The organism is Paraburkholderia sp. Ac-20340 (assembly GCF_017104965.1).
GTDB lineage: Bacteria > Pseudomonadota > Gammaproteobacteria > Burkholderiales > Burkholderiaceae > Paraburkholderia.
This window is the reverse complement of record NZ_JAAGPR010000004.1, coordinates 430,359-452,533: the sequence shown is the minus strand read 5'-3', so window position 1 is coordinate 452,533 and position 22,175 is coordinate 430,359. Positions and strand designations below refer to the sequence as shown.

Below are 22,175 nucleotides of genomic sequence, written 5' to 3'. Positions count from 1 at the left end.
GCAGTAGACGAGCGTCTTGTTCGGGATGCTGCCGGCGTGCGCGAGCGGCGCGCCTGCAATCGATGCCGCTGCGAGCGCCACGAGCGAGGTCATTCGTGCTGCACGCAACAGGTTGTTTTCTTTCATGGTTATTCCGGGTCGATGCCAGTCAGGACAGCCGAGGTTCAATCGCGCAGAGCTTCTGTGCCGGAGTCATGCAAACATGACTCCGGCATCCTGCACTAGCGATTAGATTAGAAGGCGTGATACATGCCGATATTGGCTTGAATCTGGTTGCCACCCGATGCGGTGTTACCAAAGTCAGCAACCGATGCCTGAGCGCCCAATGCGTGAACATAGGCACCCATCACATAGACCGAGGTGCTCTTCGACAGCGCATACGTAGCGCCCAGCGACACCTGGTTGATCGAGGCCATCGTGCGGCCCTGGGTCGATTGATCAGGCGTGGCCGCCGAACCGTAGACGTACGTGTATTCGGTCGCCAGCGAAAGCGCCGGGGTGACCTGATACTGCAGAAGACCTGCGAACACGTTGAAGTGAATCGACGGTTGACCGTTGAAACCCTCGTACTGTGCGTTCGAGTAACGCAGGCCAGCCGTGTACGGACCGAACTGGTATTGACCCGCGACTTGCGCAATGCCCGCGCTCTTGAACGCATTGCCGCCGTAGTAGCCCGAGCTCGGATAGCCCAGCGCGCCGCCGAACGACGGCTGTGCCGTTGCGTTTTCCCAGCCGCTCTCGCCTTGATTCACGGCACGGAAGTAGCCGCCAGCCGCGGTCAGGCCGCCTTGAACGTAATCCGCTGCCACCGACCACGATTGGCCCGAGCCCATTGCGCCGGCAACGCCACCGAACGAGTACGCGCCTTCAACCTGCAAGCCGTGGAAAACCGGCGAAATGTACTTGACGGCGTTGTTCTGGTTCGTCGTGTTGTCGTTGTTGTCGACATCGCCCGGGGTCGAGAATGCCGCTGCCGAAATGCCGTCGCCCGTGAGGCCTTGAATCATTTCCGTCACAGCGTCGATCTGGCGACCCAGACGCACCGTACCGTATTCGTCCGATGCGAGGCCTACGTAAGCCTGACGGTTGAACAGCGAACGCGTGGAGCCAATAGGACCCTGGCCGTTAATTTTGCCGGTGCCGATGTTGAAACCATTTTCGAGCTTGAAGACTGCCTTGAGGCCGCCACCGAGATCTTCCTGTCCTTTGAGGCCCCACTTGTTCGAACCTGCCGCACCGCCGTCCTGGCTCACCTTGCTGTGACCGCCGACGTTCGAGGTATAGCCGATACCTGCGTCGAGCATGCCGTACAACGTGACCGACGACTGCGCCATGGCTGCCGAGGATGCTGCGAAAGCAGCCACAGCGATAACGCTGAGTTTGATGTTGTTGTTCTTCATCTGTGTTCCACTGCCTGATGTAATTATTTGATTGAAATGGTTTTTTAATGCAGATGACGGCGCACAGAGTGCACGTCGCCTCAAGTCGCAATGGCCAGCGTCATATTGACGACCGCAGCCGATGCAACTTATTCACTTCGCCATCCTTACAATTTTATGCAGGCAAGCGCCACGCGTCGCTACCTGTGTCTCCCAACTGGAACAGCCGCGTCATTCGCTGAATGACAACCGCTTGTTTACCCACGTTGTTACCGCACCGTGGACTGATCATGAGCCGGATCTTCTGCTCCCGGCGCACTCGCCCTGCCTGCCAGTTCCAGCGACATTTCACCGTCGATCACGTAGAAAAACGTCTCTTCTGCGTGCGTGGCGACCTGCCCCCTTCCCACGTAAAGAAACGATATCAGGAACAAAATTTGGCGTCAAAATTTGTTTGATAGAAGTAAATCTCGTTTGATGCAAGGACATTTTGGCGAAATTTCCGCTATAGGAGAAAACACCAAGAGAGAGCGTCAGCAAGATCTGCGCAGTCGGTCAAAGACACCCGATCGGGTCGGACCGCGATTGAAATGGGGCATCGACGAACAGGCAGGCCGCGCGTGGCGGCGTCGGTCGCTTTTCAGGCAGTCAACCGGCCATTTTGAGGGTGCTAGACTCGACCCAGCCGCGCGTGATGCGGCCCATTGGCCGGGACGATCCTGCGCCAGCAAGGTTGCGCACGACCGCGTTGAGCCCCTCAGCAGACTCGAAATAAAGGAACCACGCCCTGTATGAATATCCGCCCGGCAGTCGAATCCGATTTTGAAGCCATCTGGCCGATTTTCCAGCAAGTGATCAGCGCCGGGGACACGTATGTATTTGCCCCCGATACATCGTACGAGGACGCTTTTGCCTACTGGTTCGGACCCGGCGTTGTCTCTTATGTAGCGCAGGAGGATGGCCAGATCGTCGGCTTCTATAAGCTGATTCCCAATACGCGTGACCTGGGCAACCACGTCGCCAACGCGTCGTTCATGGTCTCGCCTGGTCACAGCGGCAAAGGCATTGGTCAGCGATTGGGATTGCACTGCCTGCAGGAGGCCCGCAAGGCCGGCTATGAGGCGATGCAATTCAACTTTGTGGTCAGCACCAATACGGCTGCGGTCGCTCTCTGGCAGAAACTGGGCTTTTCGATTGTGGGAACACTGCCCAGCGTTTTTCGCCACCCCAAATTGGGCTATGTCGACGCCTACGTCATGCATCGCTTCCTGGCTGATTAGACACAACGCGCGACGGCCCGCAGGCCGGCAGGAAAGACAAAGTAAGGAACGCCTCGATAAATACCGCTATATCGATCGATTTCGCAGCGGAAGAATCCCCGATCCTTTTATCTGGATGCGCTTCTCAAGATATTCCAGACGCTGAAGCGCTTTGGGTAGGTGGAATATCCGATCATCAGCGATAAGTCAGGTTTTCTGGGGCTGAATGAATGATTCTTCTTGTGTAGAATCGCGCGATTCGTTGCATGCTCAATTAATATTGCGCCGCTGCAGCCGGATTTCCGGCTGCATGCAACATTGAATCGTCATTGTTGACATCGACAATTCGAATATCGCGCGAAAAATAGCGTCGCGCCCATCGAAAGCCGGCATTCGCCGCAGCGATGAGCGCGCTAACAAAAATAGCGTATTTATCATCCCGTTTCCCGTTTGTCAGGAGAGATTCCCGTGAATCGCTTGCGTTGTGCGGCGGCTGTGTCAGCCGTCATGCCCGCCGTCCCTCATACGTCCGCGACCACGCGGGCCGCGGCGCAGATCGCCGTGCTGGTCGCCGTGCTGGTATCGGGCAGCGTGTTCTGCGCCGGCGCCCATGCCGCGCTCGGCGGTCAGCCGACATTGCCGATGACCAGCGTGCGGACCTCCGAAGCCGTCGCGCTGAAGGCCACGAGCAGCACGTCTACGGCCTCGTCCACCAGCACCTCCACCACGTACACGGTGCGCGAATCGACGCTCGACAACGGCGTGACCGAACGCGAATACCTGAATGTCGACGGCACGGTGTTCGCGCTGGCGTGGGACGGTCCCTTCATTCCCGATCTGCGCACCTTCATGGGTAGCACGATCTTCTCCGAATACGTGGCCGCGCTGCAAAGCCAGACCAACCGGCAGCGCAACGGTGGCGTGAATATCAGCACCGATGATTTCGTCGTGCAGGTGCAAGGCCATCAACGGCACTTCCACGGCCGCGCCTGGCTGCCGTCACTGTTGCCGACCGACCTCAGCACGTCGGTCATCCAGTAACTGACGCATCGGTAACGCGCTGCCTTTGCGCGGCCGGTGTCCTCTTCCGCTTTCGTTTTTCTCGCCATAGTCCAGTCATGACGACAATGTCTTTCCTCGCGGTATTCGCCTGCGCTATCGCGCTGCTGGCGAGTCCTTTTCCTGCCAGCCGCGCCTCGTTCCAACGCGCGTTCGTACTGGCGCCGCGTCGCACTGTCGCCCGGATCGCAGCGTGTGGTCTGGTGCTTGCACTGGCGGCCTGCGGCGGTGGCGGATCGTCGGACGGCTCAAGCAGTTCCTCCAGTTCGAGCGACTCGTCGAGTTCATCGAGTTCGTCAAGCTCATCGACCTCGACGGGGACGACGGCATCCGCGAGCGTGAGCAACTCGATGACGGTGACGGTGGAGAAAAGCCTCAGCAACTACCCGAACCTGCCCTTCGTCACGGTGACCGTCTGCGCGCCCGGCACCAGTACCTGCGACACGATCGATCACGTGCTGCTGGATACCGGTTCCACCGGCCTGCGCGTGCTGGCGTCGAAGCTGAGTTCGACGACGCTGGCCGGCATGAGCCGCGAGCAATTGTCGTCGTCGGGCTATTACATCGATGAATGCAGCCAGTTCGTCAGCGGCTATACCTGGGGCTCGGTGCGTCTGGCCGATGTGGAACTGGGCAGCGAGACGGCGTCGAGCGTGCCGATCGAGGTGATCGCCGATTCGGCGGCTGGTTCGGCGCCGTCGTCATGCGCGAGCGCCGGTACGAACATGGGCACCGTCAGCCAGTTGGGCGCGTACGGCATTCTGGGCGTGCAAGGGCAGATCCGCGACTGCGGGCAATCGTGCGCGAGCAGCGCGCTGCCGCTCTACTACGCCTGTTCGGGCGGCTCGGGTTGCTCGACGGAGAGCGCCGTGCCTTTGACCCAGCAGGTGACCAATCCGGTCAGCATGCTCACCAACGACAATAACGGCATCGTCCTTTCGATGCCGAGCGTGTCGGACAGCGGCCAGGCAAGCGCGACCGGAACGCTCTATCTCGGCGTCGGCACGCAGTCGGACAATACGCTGACGTCGCTGAGCACGATTGCGCTCGACGCGAACTTCGAGTTCACCGCAACCTACGGCGGCACCGCCAACCAGTACAGCTTCATCGACTCCGGCACGAACTTCCTGTACTTCCAGGACAGCTCGCTGACGCAGTGCACGGGCACCTATAGCGGCTATTACTGTCCGTCGTCGGTGCAGACCGAATCCGTGACGTTCGCGCCCAACAGCGGCGCCAGCAGTTCCAGCGGCTCCTATACCGGCACGTTCAAGGTCGGCAATGTGAATACGCTGCTGAGCAGCAGCGGCGTCTATGCGTTCAACGATATCGGCGTGTACGGTCTCGTCGAGGACGGCCTCGATTTCGGCATGCCGTTCTTTTATGGCCGCTATGTGGTGATCACGAATGAAAGTTCGTCGGGTGCCGGCGATGCATCCGCTGCTTTCGGATCGAACGGCGCGTAACGATGGATGGCGGTTGGGGTGCCAGGGTCCGGGACGTCGCGCCCTGGCGGCCTTACTGCCGGCGATTAGCCGGTTTTATGGGCGGATTTAATGGGCATGCTTTAAACGACGCCATGCCCGACTATGAAAAGCCGCGCTGGTTAAAGGATTTACTGCGCTTTCTGCCTTTGAAAAGTCAGTTCGTCCTGTCCAGGAATGTTCGCGATCTGCAGGCCTGCGAGGTGGCGCCGAGGGCGACAAGCTACTCATCGAACGCGCGATGGGGCGATGGGTATTGGCGAGGTGCCGCTCAAGGTGACAGGCGACTCACACGCTGAGTCCATTTCCACGCAGAATCGGCGTTCGCTGCACTGAACGCCTCTGCGCCTGGCACCTTGCCGGCTCCGGTTTTGCGGTCAGACCGCCCGATCTACATGCGGCACGACGATTGCCCCGTGAGGACCGGGACCATCACCGGGGCCGCCTGGACCTCCTCCACCGGGGCCACCCTGGCCGCCTCCGGGTCCGCCAGGACCGCCGGGTCCTCCGCCAGGTGGCGGGCCCCAGAAACACCCACTCAATGAACTGGCTACTGCGACCGTGATCGCAAGCGTCACAAGCTTCCTCATAGCCTCTCCTTCGCCGGTTGACTGGACGTCGTCGCGTGCGACCGCGCTCTGGTTTGCCGACGCGACACGTTTAACCTTAGCAGCATCAAACGCCTCGCGTCCGTGCCCTTGTTTCAGAACGAACGAGGTGGCCGGCGATTCCTTACTGACGCGGATAAGACCGCAGAATATCCCGCCAGCTCACAATGCCGATCGGAACGAATTCAGCGTTCACGATGGGAATACACGAAATCGAATTCTCGAGAAATAACTCGATCGCTTCTTCCACCCCGGCGTCCGCGCCGAGTGTCAGCGGCTTTCGGCTCATGATCTGATGAACGCGCCTCGCCAGTGTCCCCAGATCCCGCTTCGTCTCCACCACGCTGTCAATGAACGGGCTCAACGCGCGCAGGAGGTCTCGATCGGACACCACACCTTGCAGCTTTCTGTCCTCGACCACCAGCAGGTGATGAAACCCGGTCTGCTCAAAGATCTCCTTGACGGTTTCAAGCGTGTCGTCGAAACCCACCGTGACCAGGCGCGTGGTCATGAGGTCTGCCATTTTCATTGCCCGTCTTCTCCGCTGCTGTTTATCCGCTATAAATTGAACGTACCGCCGACGTCGGCCACCGGAACGCGGTGCCGGCGCGATCCCTGCCATCGAGGTTTTGGACCCATTTTAAGGCCCCGCACCCGCGCCGAACGCCACATCCGGTCGATTACTCCACGCGAAAGCAGCAACAATTGCTACACTTGCGGCGCTGCGAGGTGCAAGCACCAGCGTCTCTGCTGCTCACCACGATCCGCCTGATCGCTGCCAGTCAGGGAAAATGGCATCAACATCGCCCTTTTCCCTGCTGCCGGATCTCAACAAAGGAATGAGTTGACTACCGTAATTCTGAAACCCGACGAACCCGTGGACGTCGCACTGCGCCGCTTCCGTCGCGCAATCGAGCGCACTGGCCTGATTCAGGAACTGCGTTCCCGCACGGCCTATGAAAAGCCTACGACCGAACGCAAGCGCAAGAAGGCGGCTGCGGTCGCACGCGTGCGCAAGCTGGCCAAGCGGTCGATGCCGCCGAAAAAGCGCTACTGATCGAAGCGATGGAGCGCGGCCCTGATAAAGCGGCCGCCCATCGCGCAAGCAGGGTTGCACACATGCCGCGCCCGATGAGGCGCGCGGGCAATGGGGGCCGCATCGCTCATTGACCCGAACGAACGCTCGGCGGAACAGTTACAAGATAATTCTTGACGCTGATACGCTCATGCGGTTAGTGTGTCGTTCGAAGGTCAAGAAGTTCGATTGCTGTTCATCAATTGCTCGCTCCTCAGCGGTATTCGTGGTCACCTCCCTCCTTGTCGCTTCACACGCTCTCTTTTATTGAGCGAACTTTCGTATTTTTTACCTCAAGGATTTTCCATGGAAACCGGTACCGTTAAGTGGTTCAACGACAGCAAGGGCTTTGGCTTCATCACCCCGGACAAGGGTGGCGACGACCTGTTCGCTCATTTCTCGGAAATCAAGACCGACGGCTTCAAGACGCTCGCTGAAAACCAGAAAGTGAGCTTCGAAACGAAGCAAGGCCCGAAGGGTCTGCAAGCGGCTAACATCAAGCCGCTGTAAAGTTTGAAGGACCCGGCTTCCGACAACGGACGCCGGGTTGCAGCGACACCCTCGCGGAGCATAAGTCTCCCAAAGTTGGCGCGATCGCCCTCGGCTGCCATGTATCGAGCAGCTTGGCCCGACGCCATACGCCTCGTTGCACCTCATTCTCCCCTTCGGCTCTCACGCCTTTTTGTTTTCCGATTACTCCAGATTCGGCTCGCAGTGGCTTTGAATCGGCTCGCCTGTGCTCGTATCGCACGACACACGCGCATTCGGATACTAATAAAATTAAAATGCAAACCAATCAAATTCACCAATACAACGGCTATGCCGTTACACCGTCCGCGCATCGTTTGGCCGACGGATGCTTTTCATCCAACCTGATGCTCGAACGCACCAATAGTGCGCACGCCGACGGTTGCTATCAGTTCTATTCGCTCGACTACTTCGCAACGGAAGAACAGGCGCTGCAGCACTCGACACGCTGGGCGCGCAACTGGGTCGATACGCGCGGATAACGCGATTTCCGCCTGACTTCAAACTCACTCGCCATGTGTGGTGAAAATACCAAAGTCAGGTCATCGTATTTTTGAAACGGATTTTTCGCGAGCCATCATCAAGCAACGAACTTTAAATCAGGTTTGTCGCCGAATGGGGGCTCGTCATGGGCAGCGCGCTGGTTTGGGCTGCAATCCCTCACAACAGTGATGGGGTGGTGTTTCAGGTCCGCGTCATTCGCGGACTTCAGCGTTTTCATCTCTCACGCCGGGCGCTCGAGGAAGTTTTTGGCCTCGCGCCTCGCGCATCGGATGCGCGGCAACTCGAACTCTTCTATCAGCACGCGCCTTATATCCTGAGCCAGGCCATGCGAAAACGTCCGCTCGCGAGTGCCGATACCGCGGCACTGCAGGCAGCCGATTTCACGGCTTTCATCGAAGCGGAACAAAGCGAAACCCAGTACCTTCCGGAAACGCCTGGGTATCTCGCTGCCGACTGAAGCGCTTCCGGTGAGGCCTGCCTTGTCGCCGATAATCATGGCCAATAAGCACGACCAATAAACGCGGCCAAAACGGCCGTCAAGCGCAGGCGGCTCAGAAAAGAGACCGCCCCGCGCGCCCGGTCGGCTATCATGCCATTCCTCTCCGAAGTAGCTTCTTATGATTTCCGTCCGTAATGTCACGCTGCGCCGCGGCGTCAAGGTCGTGCTCGACAGCGCCTCCGTCACCTTTACCCCTGGCGAAAAGATCGGTCTGGTCGGCCGCAATGGCGCCGGCAAATCGTCATTCTTCGCGCTTCTCAACGGCACGCTGCACGAAGACAGCGGCGAGTTCTCGATCCCGGCTGCCTGGAAAATGGGCCAGGTCGCGCAGGATATGCCGGAGACCGAGCAAGGCGCGACGGACTTCGTGGTCGAGGGTGACACCGTCCTGCTGGCCGCGCAGGCCGAAGTCGCCGCCGCCGAGGCCAGCGACGACGGCATGCGCATGGCGCACGCCTACATGGCCCTGCACGACGCCGGCGCGCACGATGCGTCCGCACGCGCCCAGGCGCTGATTCAGGGACTCGGCTTTACGGCCGCGCAGCTTGACCAGCCGGTCAGCAGTTTCTCCGGCGGCTGGCGCATGCGACTGCAACTGGCGCGCGCGCTGATGTGCCCGTCCGACCTGCTGCTGCTCGACGAACCGACCAACCACCTGGACCTCGATGCACTGGTCTGGCTGGAAGCCTGGCTCAAACGCTATCAGGGCACGCTCGTGGTGATCAGCCACGACCGCGAATTCCTCGACGCGGTCACGCAGGTGACCGTGCACGTCGACAACGCCAAGCTCGTGCGCTACGGCGGCAACTACAGCAAGTTCGAAGACATGCGCGCCGAGCAGCTGGAGTTGCAGCAGGCCGCGCTCGCCAGACAGGCGGACAAGATCGCGCATCTGCAGAAGTTCATCGACCGTTTCAAGGCCAAGGCCTCGAAGGCGAAGCAGGCGCAGAGCCGCGTCAAGGCGCTCGAACGCATGGAGAAGATCGCGCCGGTGCTTGCGGAAGCCGAGTTCAACTTCGAGTTCAAGGAGCCGCTCAACGTCCCGAACCCGCTGTTGTCGATGCTCGACGCGAGTTTCGGTTATCCCGCGCCGGAAGACGCAGCGCCGGGCACGCCGCCTACGGTCATCGTGCGGGGCATCAATCGCTCCGTGCTGGCCGGGCAGCGCATCGGCATTCTCGGTGCCAACGGCCAGGGCAAGTCGACGCTGGTGAAAACGGTCGCGCATGCGCTGAAGCCGATTGCCGGTGAAATCAGCGAGGGCAAGGGCCTGAACATCGGCTATTTCGCGCAGCAGGAACTCGACGTCCTGCGCCCGCAAGACACGCCGATGGAGCACATGATCCGCCTTGCCAGGGACACGCCGCCGAGCATGCGCGCGCCGGGTCAGAGCGGCACGGAACAATCGCTGCGCACCTTCCTCGGCACCTTCAATTTCAGCGGCGACACGGTGCACCAGGCCGTTCACACGATGAGCGGCGGCGAAAAGGCGCGCCTCGTGCTGTGCATGATCGTGTGGCAGCGCCCCAACCTGCTGCTGCTCGACGAACCGACCAACCACCTCGACCTCGCTACGCGCGAAGCGCTCGCCATGGCGCTCAATGAATTCGAGGGCACGGTGATGCTGGTCAGTCACGACCGGGCGCTGCTGCGCGCGGTCTGCGACGAGTTCTGGCTGGTCACCAAGGGCGGCGTCGAACCCTTCGATGGCGATCTGGACGATTACCAGCAATTCCTGCGCGACGAAGCCCGTCGTATGCGCGAGCAGGCTGACGCGGCGTAAAGGGCGGTGTAAGCAGTTCAGCGCAGGATTTCGTCAGAGGCGTTCGATCGATTCGAACGCCCTCTCGCGTCTGTCTCAACGCCATTGGGCTGAGGGACCAGAAAGTCGTTATAGCTTTTGTTCCGTATCCACGACGGCGCGCGTCCGCGGCCGGTCCATGTCGCGCCGGTGACGGGGTCCTGATACTTCATCTGAAGCGGTCGGGTGTTATAGCGGCCGCGCCGGTCGACACGCAACTGATTCGGCACAAGGTTGAAGAAGTTCATGACCTGGCGGATGTGCTCGATCGCAGCTTTCTGCTCCTGTTGCCAGGCGACTGAAATTCGCTCATCGAGTCGCACGAGTTGCTGCTTCAACACGCTCACCTTGCTGTTCATGCTCGCTTTCCGTAATTCATGGCACTGGTTAGTGCATTGCACACCCTGCATCGCACACCCAGTCTTTTGCCGATACCCGCGCCCTGCCTCACAGGGACGCAACCCTTACATTCACGTATCAATTGATATGTGAATGTAATAATATCCATTTGAAATTTAAATATCAACTGATATCCTTGCGGCCATGAAAGCGGCGTCCTCCCCACCGCGGTTGAGCCGCGAAGCCAGTCGATTGCAGACTCGAACCCATTTGCTTGCTGCTGCAAAGCGCTTATTCGTCGAGCGAGGATTCGGCGCAACATCGCTCAGGGACATTGCGTCCGAGGCTGGTTATACGCAAGGTGCTTTCTATTCGAATTTCGCCAGCAAAGAAGAGCTGTTCGTGGAATTGATGCGAGAGCGCTCAACGACGCAAGTCACCGATATTGCGCGGGCGCTCAGTGACCCATCGGCCTCGGCAGAAGACATATTGAACGCGCTGGAGATCTGGGCGCAGACGCTTGACGCTGAACCCGAGTGGTCGGTGCTGGGCGTGGAGTTCAAGCTTCAAGGCCGGCGCAGCCCCGTGTTTGCTGCGGCCTCGGAAGAACTCCTGAACGCTCACCGCGATGGCCTTGCCTGGTGCATCACGCAGATTTTCGCCAGAATGAAAAAGGTGCCGCCAGAATCGCCCGCTGTGCTGGCTGCGTCCTTCATGGGGCTCTCGCAAGGACTCGCATTGCAGCGAACGCTGCTCGCCGAAGCGCCCATTGGACGCATGATCATGATGTTCTTGCGCGGCCTGCTGGCTGCTGCGCCGCCGGTGCGCTGAGTTCGATTTTTATTGCGTATCTTCCAGATAGTCCTCGAGTATCTTGACTCGGGCAGTCGTCAATTCCGTCAGGCACTCTTTACGATTGACCGCGAGCCACTGAGGCGCCGCGTCACTCAGGCTCGCGCGGAAATCGCATTCCGTATTCCTGTAAACAAGCCATGCGTGTTGCGCCGCCAGCAATGAGTCTGTCATGGACGTCTGCGCTTCCCGATTATTGTTTAGTTGTGCACGCAATTTTTTATACGTGTCGTTAAGTGCACGGTCGGCTATTGCACGATCCTGTTCCGCACATTGCAGACCGGCTTGCGCGGCGTCGGGCCCGATTCCCCCGGGCAAGTTGTGACAGTCGATCGCAAATACCGTGGTCGAAAAACACAACGACGAAAACAATCTGCTTCACAGGCTCTGGAATCCGACGAAGGCGATAATCGCAGCGGGCAGCTGATTCCCCCTCACTCCAGCAAACTCACTGCCAGCATGCGTTGATCGACACGCCCATGATCGTCGATTGCCCGCACGGTGTAGCTGCCCGCCGTGCGCGGCTGCCAGTACAGCGCGGCGCCGGGGTCGCTGCGGCCCACATAGGCGTCGTTGACGAACCAGTACAGCGTGTGCGCGTCGGCATCGGTGATGGCGCTAAACGCAATGCGCTGCTGACCGATCTGTTTCAGGCGCAACGCATACGTGCTGCCGCGCACCGGTGAGGTGATCTGCGGCGGCGCGCCGTCGGGTGTGCCCGCATCGCGGCACTGCGGATTTTGCGGCGGTTTGCGGCGCGGAATACCCGCTTGCGCAAACACCTGCTGCAGATCGGAAGACCAGTATTCGAACACTTCCTCATGCACATGCTTGTCCGTATAAGGCGGACAGGCCGGCAGTCCCGTCGCATCGTCGATCACCACCGGACGATGCACGTTGCTCACGCGTATCGGCGATTTGCCCGGAATGAACCAGGTCCAGCCACGTTGCGGGCACCACTGGTTGGGCAGATCGCCGCTCGCCAGACAGATCTGCACGCGTTTGAGATTGGCCGGCCTGGGGCGAAACGGTTCAGCCAGTTGCGGCCGCTCGGCTTCCAGACCATCGACGATCTGGAAAAACAGCGGCGCAGCCGCATCCACGCCGACGAACGCCGGATTGCCGGTGCTATCGAAATTACCCACCCAGACCACCAGCACATAGGGGCCGAAGATGCCCGCAGTCCACGCGTCGCGAAACGCCCATGACGTGCCGGTTTTCCAGTAGACCGGCAGATGCGACGGTTGCGCCCCAGTGGTCTCGTCAGGCCGCAGATGCTGGCGCAGCATGTCCATGACCATGAAGCTCGCCTCGTCGCTGAGCATGCGCGTGCCGGCCACCTGAGGATCGCCGGCGCGCAGTCGCAAGGGCTTCAGTTCGCCGCGATTGGCGAGCATCGCGTACAGGCCGGCCAGTTCCTGCATCGTCACTTCGCCGCCGCCGAGCACCAGTGCAAGCCCGTAGTGCTGCTCGCTCGCCATGTGGCCAATGCCCGCTTGCTGCAGGAACTGATACAGATCGGGCTGATGCAATTGCGAGGCCACCCACACGGCCGGAATATTGCGGCTGCGGTTCAGTGCGTCGGTGGCCGTGATCGGTCCGAGAAAATGGCCGTCGAAATTCTCCGGCGTGTACGGGCCGAACGAAGTCGGCACATCGCGCAACACGGTCTGCGGATGCAGCACGCCCTGATCGAATCCCAATGCGTAAATAAACGGTTTGAGCGCCGAACCCGGCGAGCGCCGCGCCTGCGTGCCGTTGACCTGCCCCTGGATCGAGCGGTTGAAGAAGTCCGCCGAGCCGACCAGTGCCTTGATGCCCATATCGCGCGTATCGACCAGCATCGCCGACGCATTGCGAATCCCGATACCGTTATTGCGCGCCACGTAGCGGGTGATCTGCCGTTCGAGAATATGCTGCAGATCCAGATCGAGCGTCGTCCGCACACGCGATTCGCGGTCGTCGCCGTCCATGCGGCGAGCCGCCAGCACCTGCTCTACCGCATGCGGCGCTTCGAACGGCAAACGTGACAACGGCCGGATATTCAGCGGCAGATCGAACAGCGGCTTGAGCGCCGCGTCCTGCGGATGCCCCTTGAGCCAGCGGGCGTAAAGACGATTGCGCGATGTCGCGAGTTGCCGGTTGATCACTTGCGCGCCGCCGTCGGCCGTCTGCGTCGGCACGCTCGGCAGACGACGGGCGGGGTCCTGCGGAATCACCGCAAGCGTCAAGGCCTCCGGCAAGCTCAAATCGCCTACCGGTTTGTTGAAGTACGCGATGCTCGCGGCCCCCGCGCCTTCGACATTGCGCCCATAGGGCGCATCGTTCAGATAAGCCTCGAGAATCTGCGCTTTCGAATAGAACAGTTCGAGCTCGATCGCACGTCCCACCTGCCCGAGTTTGCCCCAGGGCGTGCGCGTGTTGAGTTGCCAGAGCGAACGCGCCAGTTGCATGGTGACGGTCGAGCCACCCTGGCGGTTGCCGTGCCGCACGTAGGTGACCCACGCCCCGCGCGCGAGACCATACAGATTGAAGCCGGGATGCCAGCGGAACCAGCGGTCCTCATGCAGCAGCACGCCGTCCACCAGTTGCGGCGACATGTCCTTGAGCGGCACCCACAGGCGAAAACGGTCATCGCTTGCCAGCGTCAGGCGCAGCAAGCGGCCGCGATCGTCGTAGACCGCGGTGGAACTGGGCTTCCAGCCCTGCAACGAAGGATGCGGCCACAACCGGCAACCCAGCAGCACGCCCGCGACAAGCAGCACAGCAACCAGCCAGTTCTGCCAGCGATCAATCCAGCGGCCGCACGCACGCAACGAGGAACGAAGCAAAGACACAATGGGGAAATTCAAGGAAAACAGGAATGACTTCAGCGCGGCTGCCACACGTCGTCAGCTTTCGCTTCGGACGTGTGGCAGCACGGTTCAGGGTTGGCGCACGACCGTGAGCACAGCGCCGCCCGGCGAGCGCGCCTGAATCCGGCGATCGTACATCGACTCACCGAATGCCGGCGGCACGATGAACTTGCCGGCGTTGCTGGCCTTGATGCGATAGACGAATTCCTTGACGTCCTTCGTCGCCGTGCCGTAGATCACGACGCGGTCTTCGCGGATATCGGCGTACTCGGGTTGCCACGTCGAACTCGCGAGGCCGATCGGCGAGCGCCACGGTGCGGGTTGCGAACCATCGGCGTCGGCGTTGCCGTTGTTGCCTGTATCGCCGCCTTGATCGCCTTGCTCCGCCTGAGCGCTATTGCTGTCGTCCTGCGGCGCGGGCGCGGGCGGCGGCTCGATCACCGGGTCGAAGCCGCCCGGCAGCAAATCGACGATCGCCACGTTATCGACTTCATCGTCTTCGGTCGCACGGATCTTCACGTGGACTTCGATCTCCTGCCCAGGCTTGATGCTGTCGAGCGGTTTGCCATTGGCATCGGTGTAGTCGCGCACGATTTCGAGCCCGTCCTTGATCGCCTTGTCCGGTGCGCCGCGGTCGTAACCGGCCTGACTGGTCACACGCCACGCCGGCATGCCGCTGCCGTTGATGAAGCGCAGCCGGGTTGCGCCCGCGCTCCAGCTACCGGCCTGCAAGACGTTGGCCTGCAAGCTCGAAAACGCTTTGAGCGTGCCGTCGGCGCGTACTTCGTCGATGGCGAGTTTATCCAGCCCGGCGGCATTGACGCTCGCATAGGCATCGAGCGCGAGCACCGTCATGGCCGCCGATAGCGTGTTGAACTCGTTGCGCGCCAGCGGCCCGGCGATGTTCTCCATGACCTGCGGCGAAAGCGCCTTCGCCCTGTCGGGGAAGTACTTCGACAACAGATAGAGCGTGCTCGCGTCGCGCGTGAGCGGATCGGTGTAGTAGCCGTAGGCGAACTTCGACGCATCCGCCTTGCCCTCGAGTTCGCGCTGCGGCCCCGCGATCAGCTTGCTGGCCTCCTTGTCCTGCTTGAGCAGTTCGTACGAAGCCGCCAGCCACGCCGCCGCCAGATCGTTCTTCCAGTCGTTCGGGAACGCTTCCTGGAGGCGCTTTTGCACGGCGGCCAGATCGTTGGTCGTCACATTACCCTGACGCGTCAGCAGATAGACGGCATAGGCACGCTGACGCAGCAAATCGAGCGAATCCAGGCTGTCGTCGCTGGCGAGCTTGTGCAGATACTGATTGCCCGCGTCCAGCATGTCGCCCGGCACCGCTACGCCGCGCTCGCGCGCTTCCAGCAGGAAATGCATCGTATAGGCCGAAACAAAAGGCTCGGCATCCGGCGTGGCCGACCACAGGCCGAAACCGCCCTGGCTGTTCTGCCGCGAACGCAGCACATCGAGCGTTTGCGCCAGCGCCTGGTCGCTGGTCTGCGGCGTGCCGCCATTGATCGCATTGGCTGGCTGCAGCGCGCGGGTCAGCGCAGGCACCGTCGGCCATTTCGATGCGATCAGGCGCGGCATGGTCGCACTGACGATCTGCTCGCTGCAGTAGTTCTGCACGTTCACGAGCCAGGACGTCAAGCCTTGCGAGAGCACCAGCGGCAAGGTCGAAATACTCGCGTCGCGCGAAGCGTACGCGTCGTACATCTTGCGCAGGCCGGACACGTCCGCCTTGCTGTTCGGATCGACTCGCGCAATATCGACCTGGGCCCGATACGCAGCGGCTGGCCGCACCGAAAGATCGAGACTCTGCGCCGCCGACTTCGCGCCGTAACTCGCGCTGAAGGTCAGATTGCCCGAGCCGAGCGTCTGCGTTGCCTTGACGCGGAAAATCGCGACGCCTTCATGCATGGATGCGAGATTTACACTCTGCGCCGCATTGCCGAGCACCTGAAGCTGCGGCCCGGTCTTGAGCGCCACGGTCACCGGCACCGGTTTGTCGCCGACACCGGTGAGATTGTTGGCGACACCCACGCTGACTTCGGCTTCGTCGCCGGGCGCGAGCGTGGTCGGCACATTCGGCGACAGCACGAAGTCGCCGCGCACCGTGGTGGCCGACTCGACCGTGCCCACCAGATCGGGCGATACCGACACCGCCATGACCCGCAGCTTGCCGTTGAAATAATCGGGCACGGTGTAGCTCACGTCCTTCTCGCCGTCCACATCGACAATGCCGGACCAATACACCACGGGCTTGTCGCGCTTGCGCCTGAACGGATTGAGCTGGCTGCCGATGGCGTCGTCCGCATCGCCGCCGGGCGCCGCCATGGCCATCAGCTTTTCGAAGTCGGGCAAGATCAGATCGAGAATCTGCGACGTGCCCACTTCCAGCATGCGCTTGCGGAAGAAGAACTTGAGCGGATCGCCCAGCTTGTAGCGGCCGACCTGCAGGATGCCTTCGTCCACCGCGAACACGACGGCTTTGGTCGGGCGTCCCGCATGCAGTTTGAACGTGACCGTCTGTCCCGGCTTGACCAGCGGCGGCGCGTCGAGCGTCAGGCGATTGCGGCGCGCATCCATATTGACCGAGAACGGCACGACGCCATAGCTCAGCGGGCTCATGAACACTTCGTCCGACGACGGATCACGCACGTACTGTACGTTGATATAGCCGTTGCCTTCGAAATCCGGCGGCACGGTGATGTGCTGGACCGAACTGGTGGTATCGGAATGAAACCATGCGTGTGCGTAGACCTTGTCTCGCTCGATGGTGATCAGGCCGCTGCCCGCATACGGCGCGCGAATTGCGATTTCGACGGGTTCGCCCTGGGCGTAATCGTGCTTGCTCAGATTGATCTGCAATTCGGCATTGCGGTCGAGCGAACGGGACACGTTGGCATCGCCTGCTACGGAATACTCGACCCGATTGACTTCAGTATTATCTGCACTCCGAATGATCAGCGCATAGTTACCCGGCTTGTCGGTCGGCAGCTTGAAGTCCAGACCGGCGGCCGGAATCGTCAGCGGGTTTTCGCTCACCGGCACTTCCTTCAGGCGCGAATCGTACTTGTAGACGCCCGAATCCTGTTTGGTCAGCACCGACACATAGCGTCGCTCCACCAGTTGCGCCTTCAGGTCTTTCAGTTCGATGGCTTTCGCCTGCGGATTGATCGCGACCAGACGCACGGCGCGCGGACTGCCACGCTTCACGTAGTCGAGATCGTCAACCGATTTATAGCCCACCAGCCAGTCGTCGCTGGAAACCAGCGTCTGCGCATTGGCGGCCACATTGCGGCCGCCCTCGGCCTCGTACGCCTTGCTCAGGAAATAGAGCTGATAGGTAGCGTCCGCATATTTCTTGAGGTCGAGATCGAATTCGGCATGGCCCTTGTCGTCGGTCTTGCCGTCCTGCAGGTTGGTCGTGTAGCCCTCTTTCGCGCGCCGCACGTCGAAAAAGTGATAGTCCTGCCAGCTACGGAATTGCGGCCAGACCGGTCGCAGCGTCAAGGACGCTTCGACGCGCCGGTTCGCCGCCGGCGTGCCGAACAGATTCTGCGCATCCACTACGCCCTTGAGCTGATCGGGCTTGACCCAGCCTTCGGCCACCTGCTGCGAGAGCTTTGCCTGCACTTTCATGCGGTCCGGCAGAAACTCTTTTACCTGCACGGTCGTCGAGCCGATCGGTTCATCCGTCTTGCCGTTCTTCACGATGTAGAGATTCACCGCCCACGTGCCCGTGGGTGCGGTTTCCGACGGCGTGTATGACAGTTCGCTAAAGCCGGAATTATCGACGGCAAGCGGCATGCGTTTGACCGTCATGCCACGCGGATCGACGATTTCCGCCTGCAGCGGCACGCCGGACGGGCTATGCGTCCAGTTCGACGCGCGCACGATCACGCCGATATGAAACAGATCGCCGGGCCGGTAAATGCCGCGATCCGAAAACAGATACGCCGACAACTGGCCTTCGCTGACCGGATTGCGCTCGCCGCCCACATCGAAACGCGAAAAATCGAGCTGGCGATCCTGGCCGCCCACCGGCAGGAACGACAGGTCGTCGGCCTTTTTCACGACGTACAGCATCGGCCGCTTGTCGCGGTCGAGACCCTTGAAGGTGGGGAAATGCACGACGCCGTCTGCCGTGGTGTCCTGCGTGTACAGGGTCTGGCCATTGAGCGCGAGGACCGATACCGTCGCGCCGCCAACCGGCTGGCCGGTGCGGATCGACTGCACGAACACGTCCTGGCTGCCGTCGAGCGCACGCTTGACCAGCATGCCCAGATCCGTGATGACGATCATGCGGGTGTCGGTGGGCGAGGCTTCGTCGCCGCCGTTATCGCCGCTGTCATCCGTGCTGTTATCGTCGCTGGAGCCGCCGTCGCTGTTGCCATTGCCCGAGCCTTGATCCGCGGCTTGCGCGGCCTTTTCGGCCTTCTTCTTTTCGGCTACCGGGTCGTAAGCCGACAGATGCAGCAGGAACACGCCGCGCTTGCCGCTCGTCAGATACTGGCCAAGATCGATACCCTCGTAATGCGCCTGACCGGGGCCTGCCTTCGGAAACACCCGCTTCTGCTCGAAGCGCTCGACGATGTGGTCCTCACTGAAGCTATAGCCAAGGTCAGGATGCGTATAGCTGCCTTGATTGAAACTCACCAGATGCTGCAATTGATCCGGCAATACGCGGCCAATCTCCAGTCGCATACCCGGCAGATTGCGCGACACCACCGAGATACGCTTGCTGCCACTCAAGGAAAGCAGCGAGCCATCGGCCATGAAGTGCAGGAGCTTCGGATAGTCGGGCACGGTAAACGTCTGCAGCGCAGACTGGCCGAGCATATAGCCGCCAAACGATTTCAGCCCGGGAGCTATGCGCACGTAGACACGTTGCCCCGGTTCCGCGTGAAATTTGAAACTCTGCAGTTCTGCGTAGTCGCTTTCGGTGGGAACGAGTTCGAGCGGCAGCGCCTGCGAATGCTGCAAGACGTCTTCGCTCACATCTTCTGCGTTCCATTCATACGGCGGGTCGTCGTCTTTCTGGTCGACGCCTTTCCTGCGTTTTGGCAACACCCACGCCTTGATCAGGCCATTGAGATCAGTGCCGCGCACCGCCCCGCTGATTTCGGTGACGAGCACCTGCTCCGGCTCATACCGGTCGTTATCGACCAGAGTCGGGCTCACGCTATTTACCGCGAGGCTATACAGACCCGGTACGCGCACAATCGACGTCAGCGGATCTTTGATGCCGGCGCCGCCACGCGAGCTTCGTGCGCCGCTATCCACGGTCAGCTTCACCGCGCCGTCGTCACGCGGCAGATCGAGCGGCTGCGAGTGAACCCATGCATTCAGCTTGTAGGCGTCGTAGGTCACCGTGAATTTAAGCGGCGTATTGAATTTGCCGTCGCTGCCCGCCAGGGCGAGCGAGATGCGCTTTTCGAATTGCGCGGTATCGACCGGGTAATTGAAGCTCACCGGCATGATGGTCTTCTTCGCCGTGGCGTTCTGCGGGTCCTGATAGAACTCCGCATTACCGGCTTTGGCGACGAACGGCGCGAGATCGAAAGCCAGATGATCGTCAGCCATGAGTACGTGCGGAGCAAACGCCTGGCGCACATCGAAGTCGAGTTCGATATGGCCGCCTACCGGCCAGTCGGCGGCTGGCACGAAACGCAGCGTGTGATCGTCCGTCCAGCTCCACTCGCCCTTCAGGGCGGGTTTCATGGCGATGCCTTTGGTAACGGTCTTGCCCACGAGTTCGATCGGCGCGGCCGAACCGGAAAAGACCACTTCGAGCGGATGAACGGTGATCTTCGGCGTGCCGTCCGCTGAAACGTAATCCGTCACCGCCGGCACCCGGGCCTGGAACGTAATGCGCTGCGGCTCGGCGGGCTTTGGGCGATGCACATACCAGTGCCACGCGCCCCAGGCCGCAATGGCCAACGCAACGGCGCCAAACGCACGAACCGCAAAGTATCGGGGGCGCTCGCGAAGCGCCGCGCTCGTGCTAATCGCCCAGCCCGGTGCCGACCATGAGACGCTGCCGAACACCGGCCGCAATATCTTCACGATCAAATGGAACAGGCCACGCAGCACACGCAGGGGCAGTACGAAGAGCAATCGCAGGATATCCATGCTTACCTTTTTCGGGGGCAAGCACGAATTCTTATCCCCGTTTCATTGACTTTTACTACTATTGAATCGCCGCTCCAGATATCGAACGTGAGTCATTCCACATCGATTCAGGCGCGCGCTCTGTTGTATAGGCGATATGCGACCGCTTATGCGATTCATTGCATAAGCGGCCTGTTTTACGAAGACGCGAACGCCACGTGCATCTTTTCACATCATTGGCACAGTGACATGACAGTCAATCAAGCTTTCTTGATCGACAATAATATTATGCAAAATGGGAGATTGCGGATGATTCACATCGCGCAGATATTCAATACGAATAACAGCGCGCATCATCCTGATTTGCAACAAATCGCCATTCTAACTTTTCGGCGGAATTTTACGACACTTTAAATCCTGACGTGGCGCGCAGAGTTATTGTTTTCATTACCGCGCCTTGACGAAAAGTCATGCGATGTACAGCACATAAACATCGTGCTATTGCCGCTGGAATCACGCAACAACTCACGCCCGCGCGCTCTCGCAGGACGACACAGCATTCCATTGTTGCTGGTGCTGCCGAAAAGCCTGAGGCGCCATCTGATGCCGGCTGCGGAAGAACCGCGTGAAAGCGCTCTGCGAAGAAAAGCCCAGCATTTCGCTGATCTCCGAAAGGCTGCGCTGGGTCTCGCCTAGCAGACGACAGGCTTGATCGAGTTTGACGCGCGCCTCCAGATCGCCGAAATTCAATCCTTCGATTCTTAAACGCCTGTGCAGCGTCCAGCGCGACGTCTCGAGCCGTTCGCACACTCTCGCCAGCAACGAGGCTGTGCCGGGCATATCGTTATCCGGGTCGGTCACGAGCGCGGTAATGAGTTGCTCCACACTCGCGGAAAAACGATACCCGCGCTGCGATTGCTGCAATTTCTGCTGGGCCTGCTGGAGCAGATGAGGCGCGAGCGGCGCGTTGTAATGCGAAAAAGGTCGATCGAGCAGCGAAGCCGCGAAACGCATGCAATTCGCACTCGCTTCGAATTGAATGGGCGCACCGAAATAATCGGCAAGCAGCCGTGCGTTGCGAGGCGCGCGACCGGTCAGAGACACGTGAAACAGCGTGGTGCCCGTCATATCGTATGCGCGTATCAGCGTTGCCAGCACCTGAAAATTGGCGAGCGCCTGCAGGCAATGTTGCGGCATGAATTCCGCCACATATTCGATCTGAACCCAGTCCGCGGTTTCCCTGAAAAATAGAAAATCGAATTCGCCGACGATCGGCCTGAATCGCATGAAAGCATCGATGGCATCACGCAATGTCCGCGCGTTGAAACACAGATTGCCGAGCGCGGGAAAATGCGGAAAGAGCGCACAGCGCCGCTCGACCAGCCACTCTATCGACGGTGACAGCGAACACATGAATTCGACGAACCGTGCATGTCTGACGCCATCGATACGGCCATCGACATCCGTGAGATCGCGCGCCGAAATGCCGGTACGTTGCGCAAACAGATCAGGCCCGACGCCAGCGGCGACTGCCGCATCCAGTACATCGGCGGCAAGGCGATTCGATACGGTACGGGAGCGCAGTGCGGCGCCCGACAAAGGTTGCGCAGACATCGATCGCATCGATCACAGTGAATAGTTCCTGAATGGCCGATCATGCTTGCGCGTGCTGGCCTGCACCATAGGGTCTTGCCATGACGCCTTACATTGCGTTACATCTGCTGCTCCACGCGGTCAAATCCTGCACCCTGCGGTCAAACCCGCCAGGGCGGCTGACGCTAGCATTCCTCCTGCTTCTCGCAACAATAAAACGAGCGTATTT

Annotated in this window: 16 protein-coding genes; 9 read left to right on the top strand and 7 right to left on the bottom strand. The window is 60.4% G+C overall.

Translation table 11 applies throughout. The features are described from left to right. Window positions 1-233 precede the first annotated feature (233 nt). Window positions 234-1,400 carry a porin gene (locus G3N59_RS09170; protein ID WP_205982244.1) on the bottom strand — a complete coding sequence of 389 codons (1,167 nt, stop codon included), beginning with the start codon at window positions 1,398-1,400 and terminating at the stop codon, window positions 234-236. A gap of 770 nt (window positions 1,401-2,170) precedes the next feature. On the opposite strand from G3N59_RS09170, the gene G3N59_RS09165 reads away from it, so the two are divergent. Both G3N59_RS09165 and G3N59_RS09160 read left to right on the top strand, forming a co-directional pair. After that, window positions 2,171-2,659, top strand: a complete 489-nt coding sequence (locus G3N59_RS09165; protein WP_205982243.1) for a GNAT family N-acetyltransferase — start codon at window positions 2,171-2,173, stop codon at window positions 2,657-2,659. A gap of 447 nt (window positions 2,660-3,106) precedes the next feature. Further along, on the top strand, window positions 3,107-3,679 hold the full coding sequence (locus tag G3N59_RS09160) for a DUF2844 domain-containing protein (RefSeq protein ID WP_205982242.1): 573 nt from the start codon (window positions 3,107-3,109) through the stop codon (window positions 3,677-3,679). Here G3N59_RS09160 and G3N59_RS09155 read toward each other — a convergent pair. Then, window positions 3,669-4,079 carry a hypothetical protein gene (locus G3N59_RS09155; protein ID WP_205982241.1) on the bottom strand — a complete coding sequence of 137 codons (411 nt, stop codon included), beginning with the start codon at window positions 4,077-4,079 and terminating at the stop codon, window positions 3,669-3,671. The two genes, G3N59_RS09160 and G3N59_RS09155, sit on opposite strands and share 11 nt — an antisense overlap. Between G3N59_RS09155 and G3N59_RS09150 the strand changes: the two genes are divergently transcribed. Continuing rightward, window positions 4,036-5,163, top strand: coding sequence for a DUF3443 family protein (locus G3N59_RS09150; RefSeq protein ID WP_205982240.1), 1,128 nt, complete (start codon window positions 4,036-4,038; stop codon window positions 5,161-5,163). The genes G3N59_RS09155 and G3N59_RS09150 overlap by 44 nt on opposite strands. A gap of 750 nt (window positions 5,164-5,913) precedes the next feature. On the opposite strand, the gene G3N59_RS09145 is transcribed toward G3N59_RS09150, so the two are convergent. After that, window positions 5,914-6,318 (bottom strand): CBS domain-containing protein, encoded by a 405-nt coding sequence (locus G3N59_RS09145; protein ID WP_205982239.1) that lies wholly within the window; start codon window positions 6,316-6,318, stop codon window positions 5,914-5,916. A gap of 315 nt (window positions 6,319-6,633) precedes the next feature. Between G3N59_RS09145 and rpsU the strand changes: the two genes are divergently transcribed. The 5 genes from rpsU to G3N59_RS09120 all read left to right on the top strand — a co-directional run bounded on the left by rpsU (window position 6,634) and on the right by G3N59_RS09120 (window position 10,178). Further along, window positions 6,634-6,846, top strand: a complete 213-nt coding sequence (gene rpsU, locus G3N59_RS09140) for a 30S ribosomal protein S21 (RefSeq protein ID WP_205982238.1) — start codon at window positions 6,634-6,636, stop codon at window positions 6,844-6,846. 324 nt (window positions 6,847-7,170) lie between these two features. After that, entirely contained in the window at window positions 7,171-7,374 is a 204-nt protein-coding gene (locus tag G3N59_RS09135; RefSeq protein WP_065065051.1) for a cold-shock protein, read from the top strand. A gap of 275 nt (window positions 7,375-7,649) precedes the next feature. Beyond that, window positions 7,650-7,874, top strand: coding sequence for a hypothetical protein (locus G3N59_RS09130; protein ID WP_205982237.1), 225 nt, complete (start codon window positions 7,650-7,652; stop codon window positions 7,872-7,874). A 146-nt stretch (window positions 7,875-8,020) separates the two neighbouring features. Continuing rightward, window positions 8,021-8,353 carry a hypothetical protein gene (locus tag G3N59_RS09125; RefSeq protein ID WP_205982236.1) on the top strand — a complete coding sequence of 111 codons (333 nt, stop codon included), beginning with the start codon at window positions 8,021-8,023 and terminating at the stop codon, window positions 8,351-8,353. Window positions 8,354-8,513: 160 nt separating this feature from the next. Further along, complete coding sequence (locus tag G3N59_RS09120) at window positions 8,514-10,178, top strand: ATP-binding cassette domain-containing protein (RefSeq protein ID WP_205982235.1); 1,665 nt, start codon at window positions 8,514-8,516, stop codon at window positions 10,176-10,178. Between the two features lie 17 nt (window positions 10,179-10,195). Here G3N59_RS09120 and G3N59_RS09115 read toward each other — a convergent pair whose 3' ends face one another. Continuing rightward, entirely contained in the window at window positions 10,196-10,555 is a 360-nt protein-coding gene (locus G3N59_RS09115; RefSeq protein ID WP_205982234.1) for an H-NS histone family protein, read from the bottom strand. 184 nt (window positions 10,556-10,739) lie between these two features. Here G3N59_RS09115 and G3N59_RS09110 point away from each other — a divergent pair, with 184 nt between their 5' ends. Beyond that, window positions 10,740-11,366, top strand: coding sequence for a TetR/AcrR family transcriptional regulator (locus G3N59_RS09110; RefSeq protein ID WP_205982233.1), 627 nt, complete (start codon window positions 10,740-10,742; stop codon window positions 11,364-11,366). Window positions 11,367-11,821: 455 nt separating this feature from the next. On the opposite strand, the gene pbpC is transcribed toward G3N59_RS09110, so the two are convergent. From pbpC to G3N59_RS09090, 3 genes are all read right to left on the bottom strand, one after another. Then, window positions 11,822-14,224, bottom strand: coding sequence for a penicillin-binding protein 1C (gene pbpC / locus G3N59_RS09100; protein ID WP_346777867.1), 2,403 nt, complete (start codon window positions 14,222-14,224; stop codon window positions 11,822-11,824). 87 nt (window positions 14,225-14,311) lie between these two features. Then, window positions 14,312-20,374 carry an alpha-2-macroglobulin gene (locus G3N59_RS09095; protein ID WP_205982231.1) on the bottom strand — a complete coding sequence of 2,021 codons (6,063 nt, stop codon included), beginning with the start codon at window positions 20,372-20,374 and terminating at the stop codon, window positions 14,312-14,314. A gap of 504 nt (window positions 20,375-20,878) precedes the next feature. Beyond that, a complete protein-coding gene (locus G3N59_RS09090; protein ID WP_205982230.1) occupies window positions 20,879-21,967 on the bottom strand; it encodes an AraC family transcriptional regulator in 1,089 nt (362 codons plus the stop codon). Window positions 21,968-22,175: the final 208 nt, after the last annotated feature.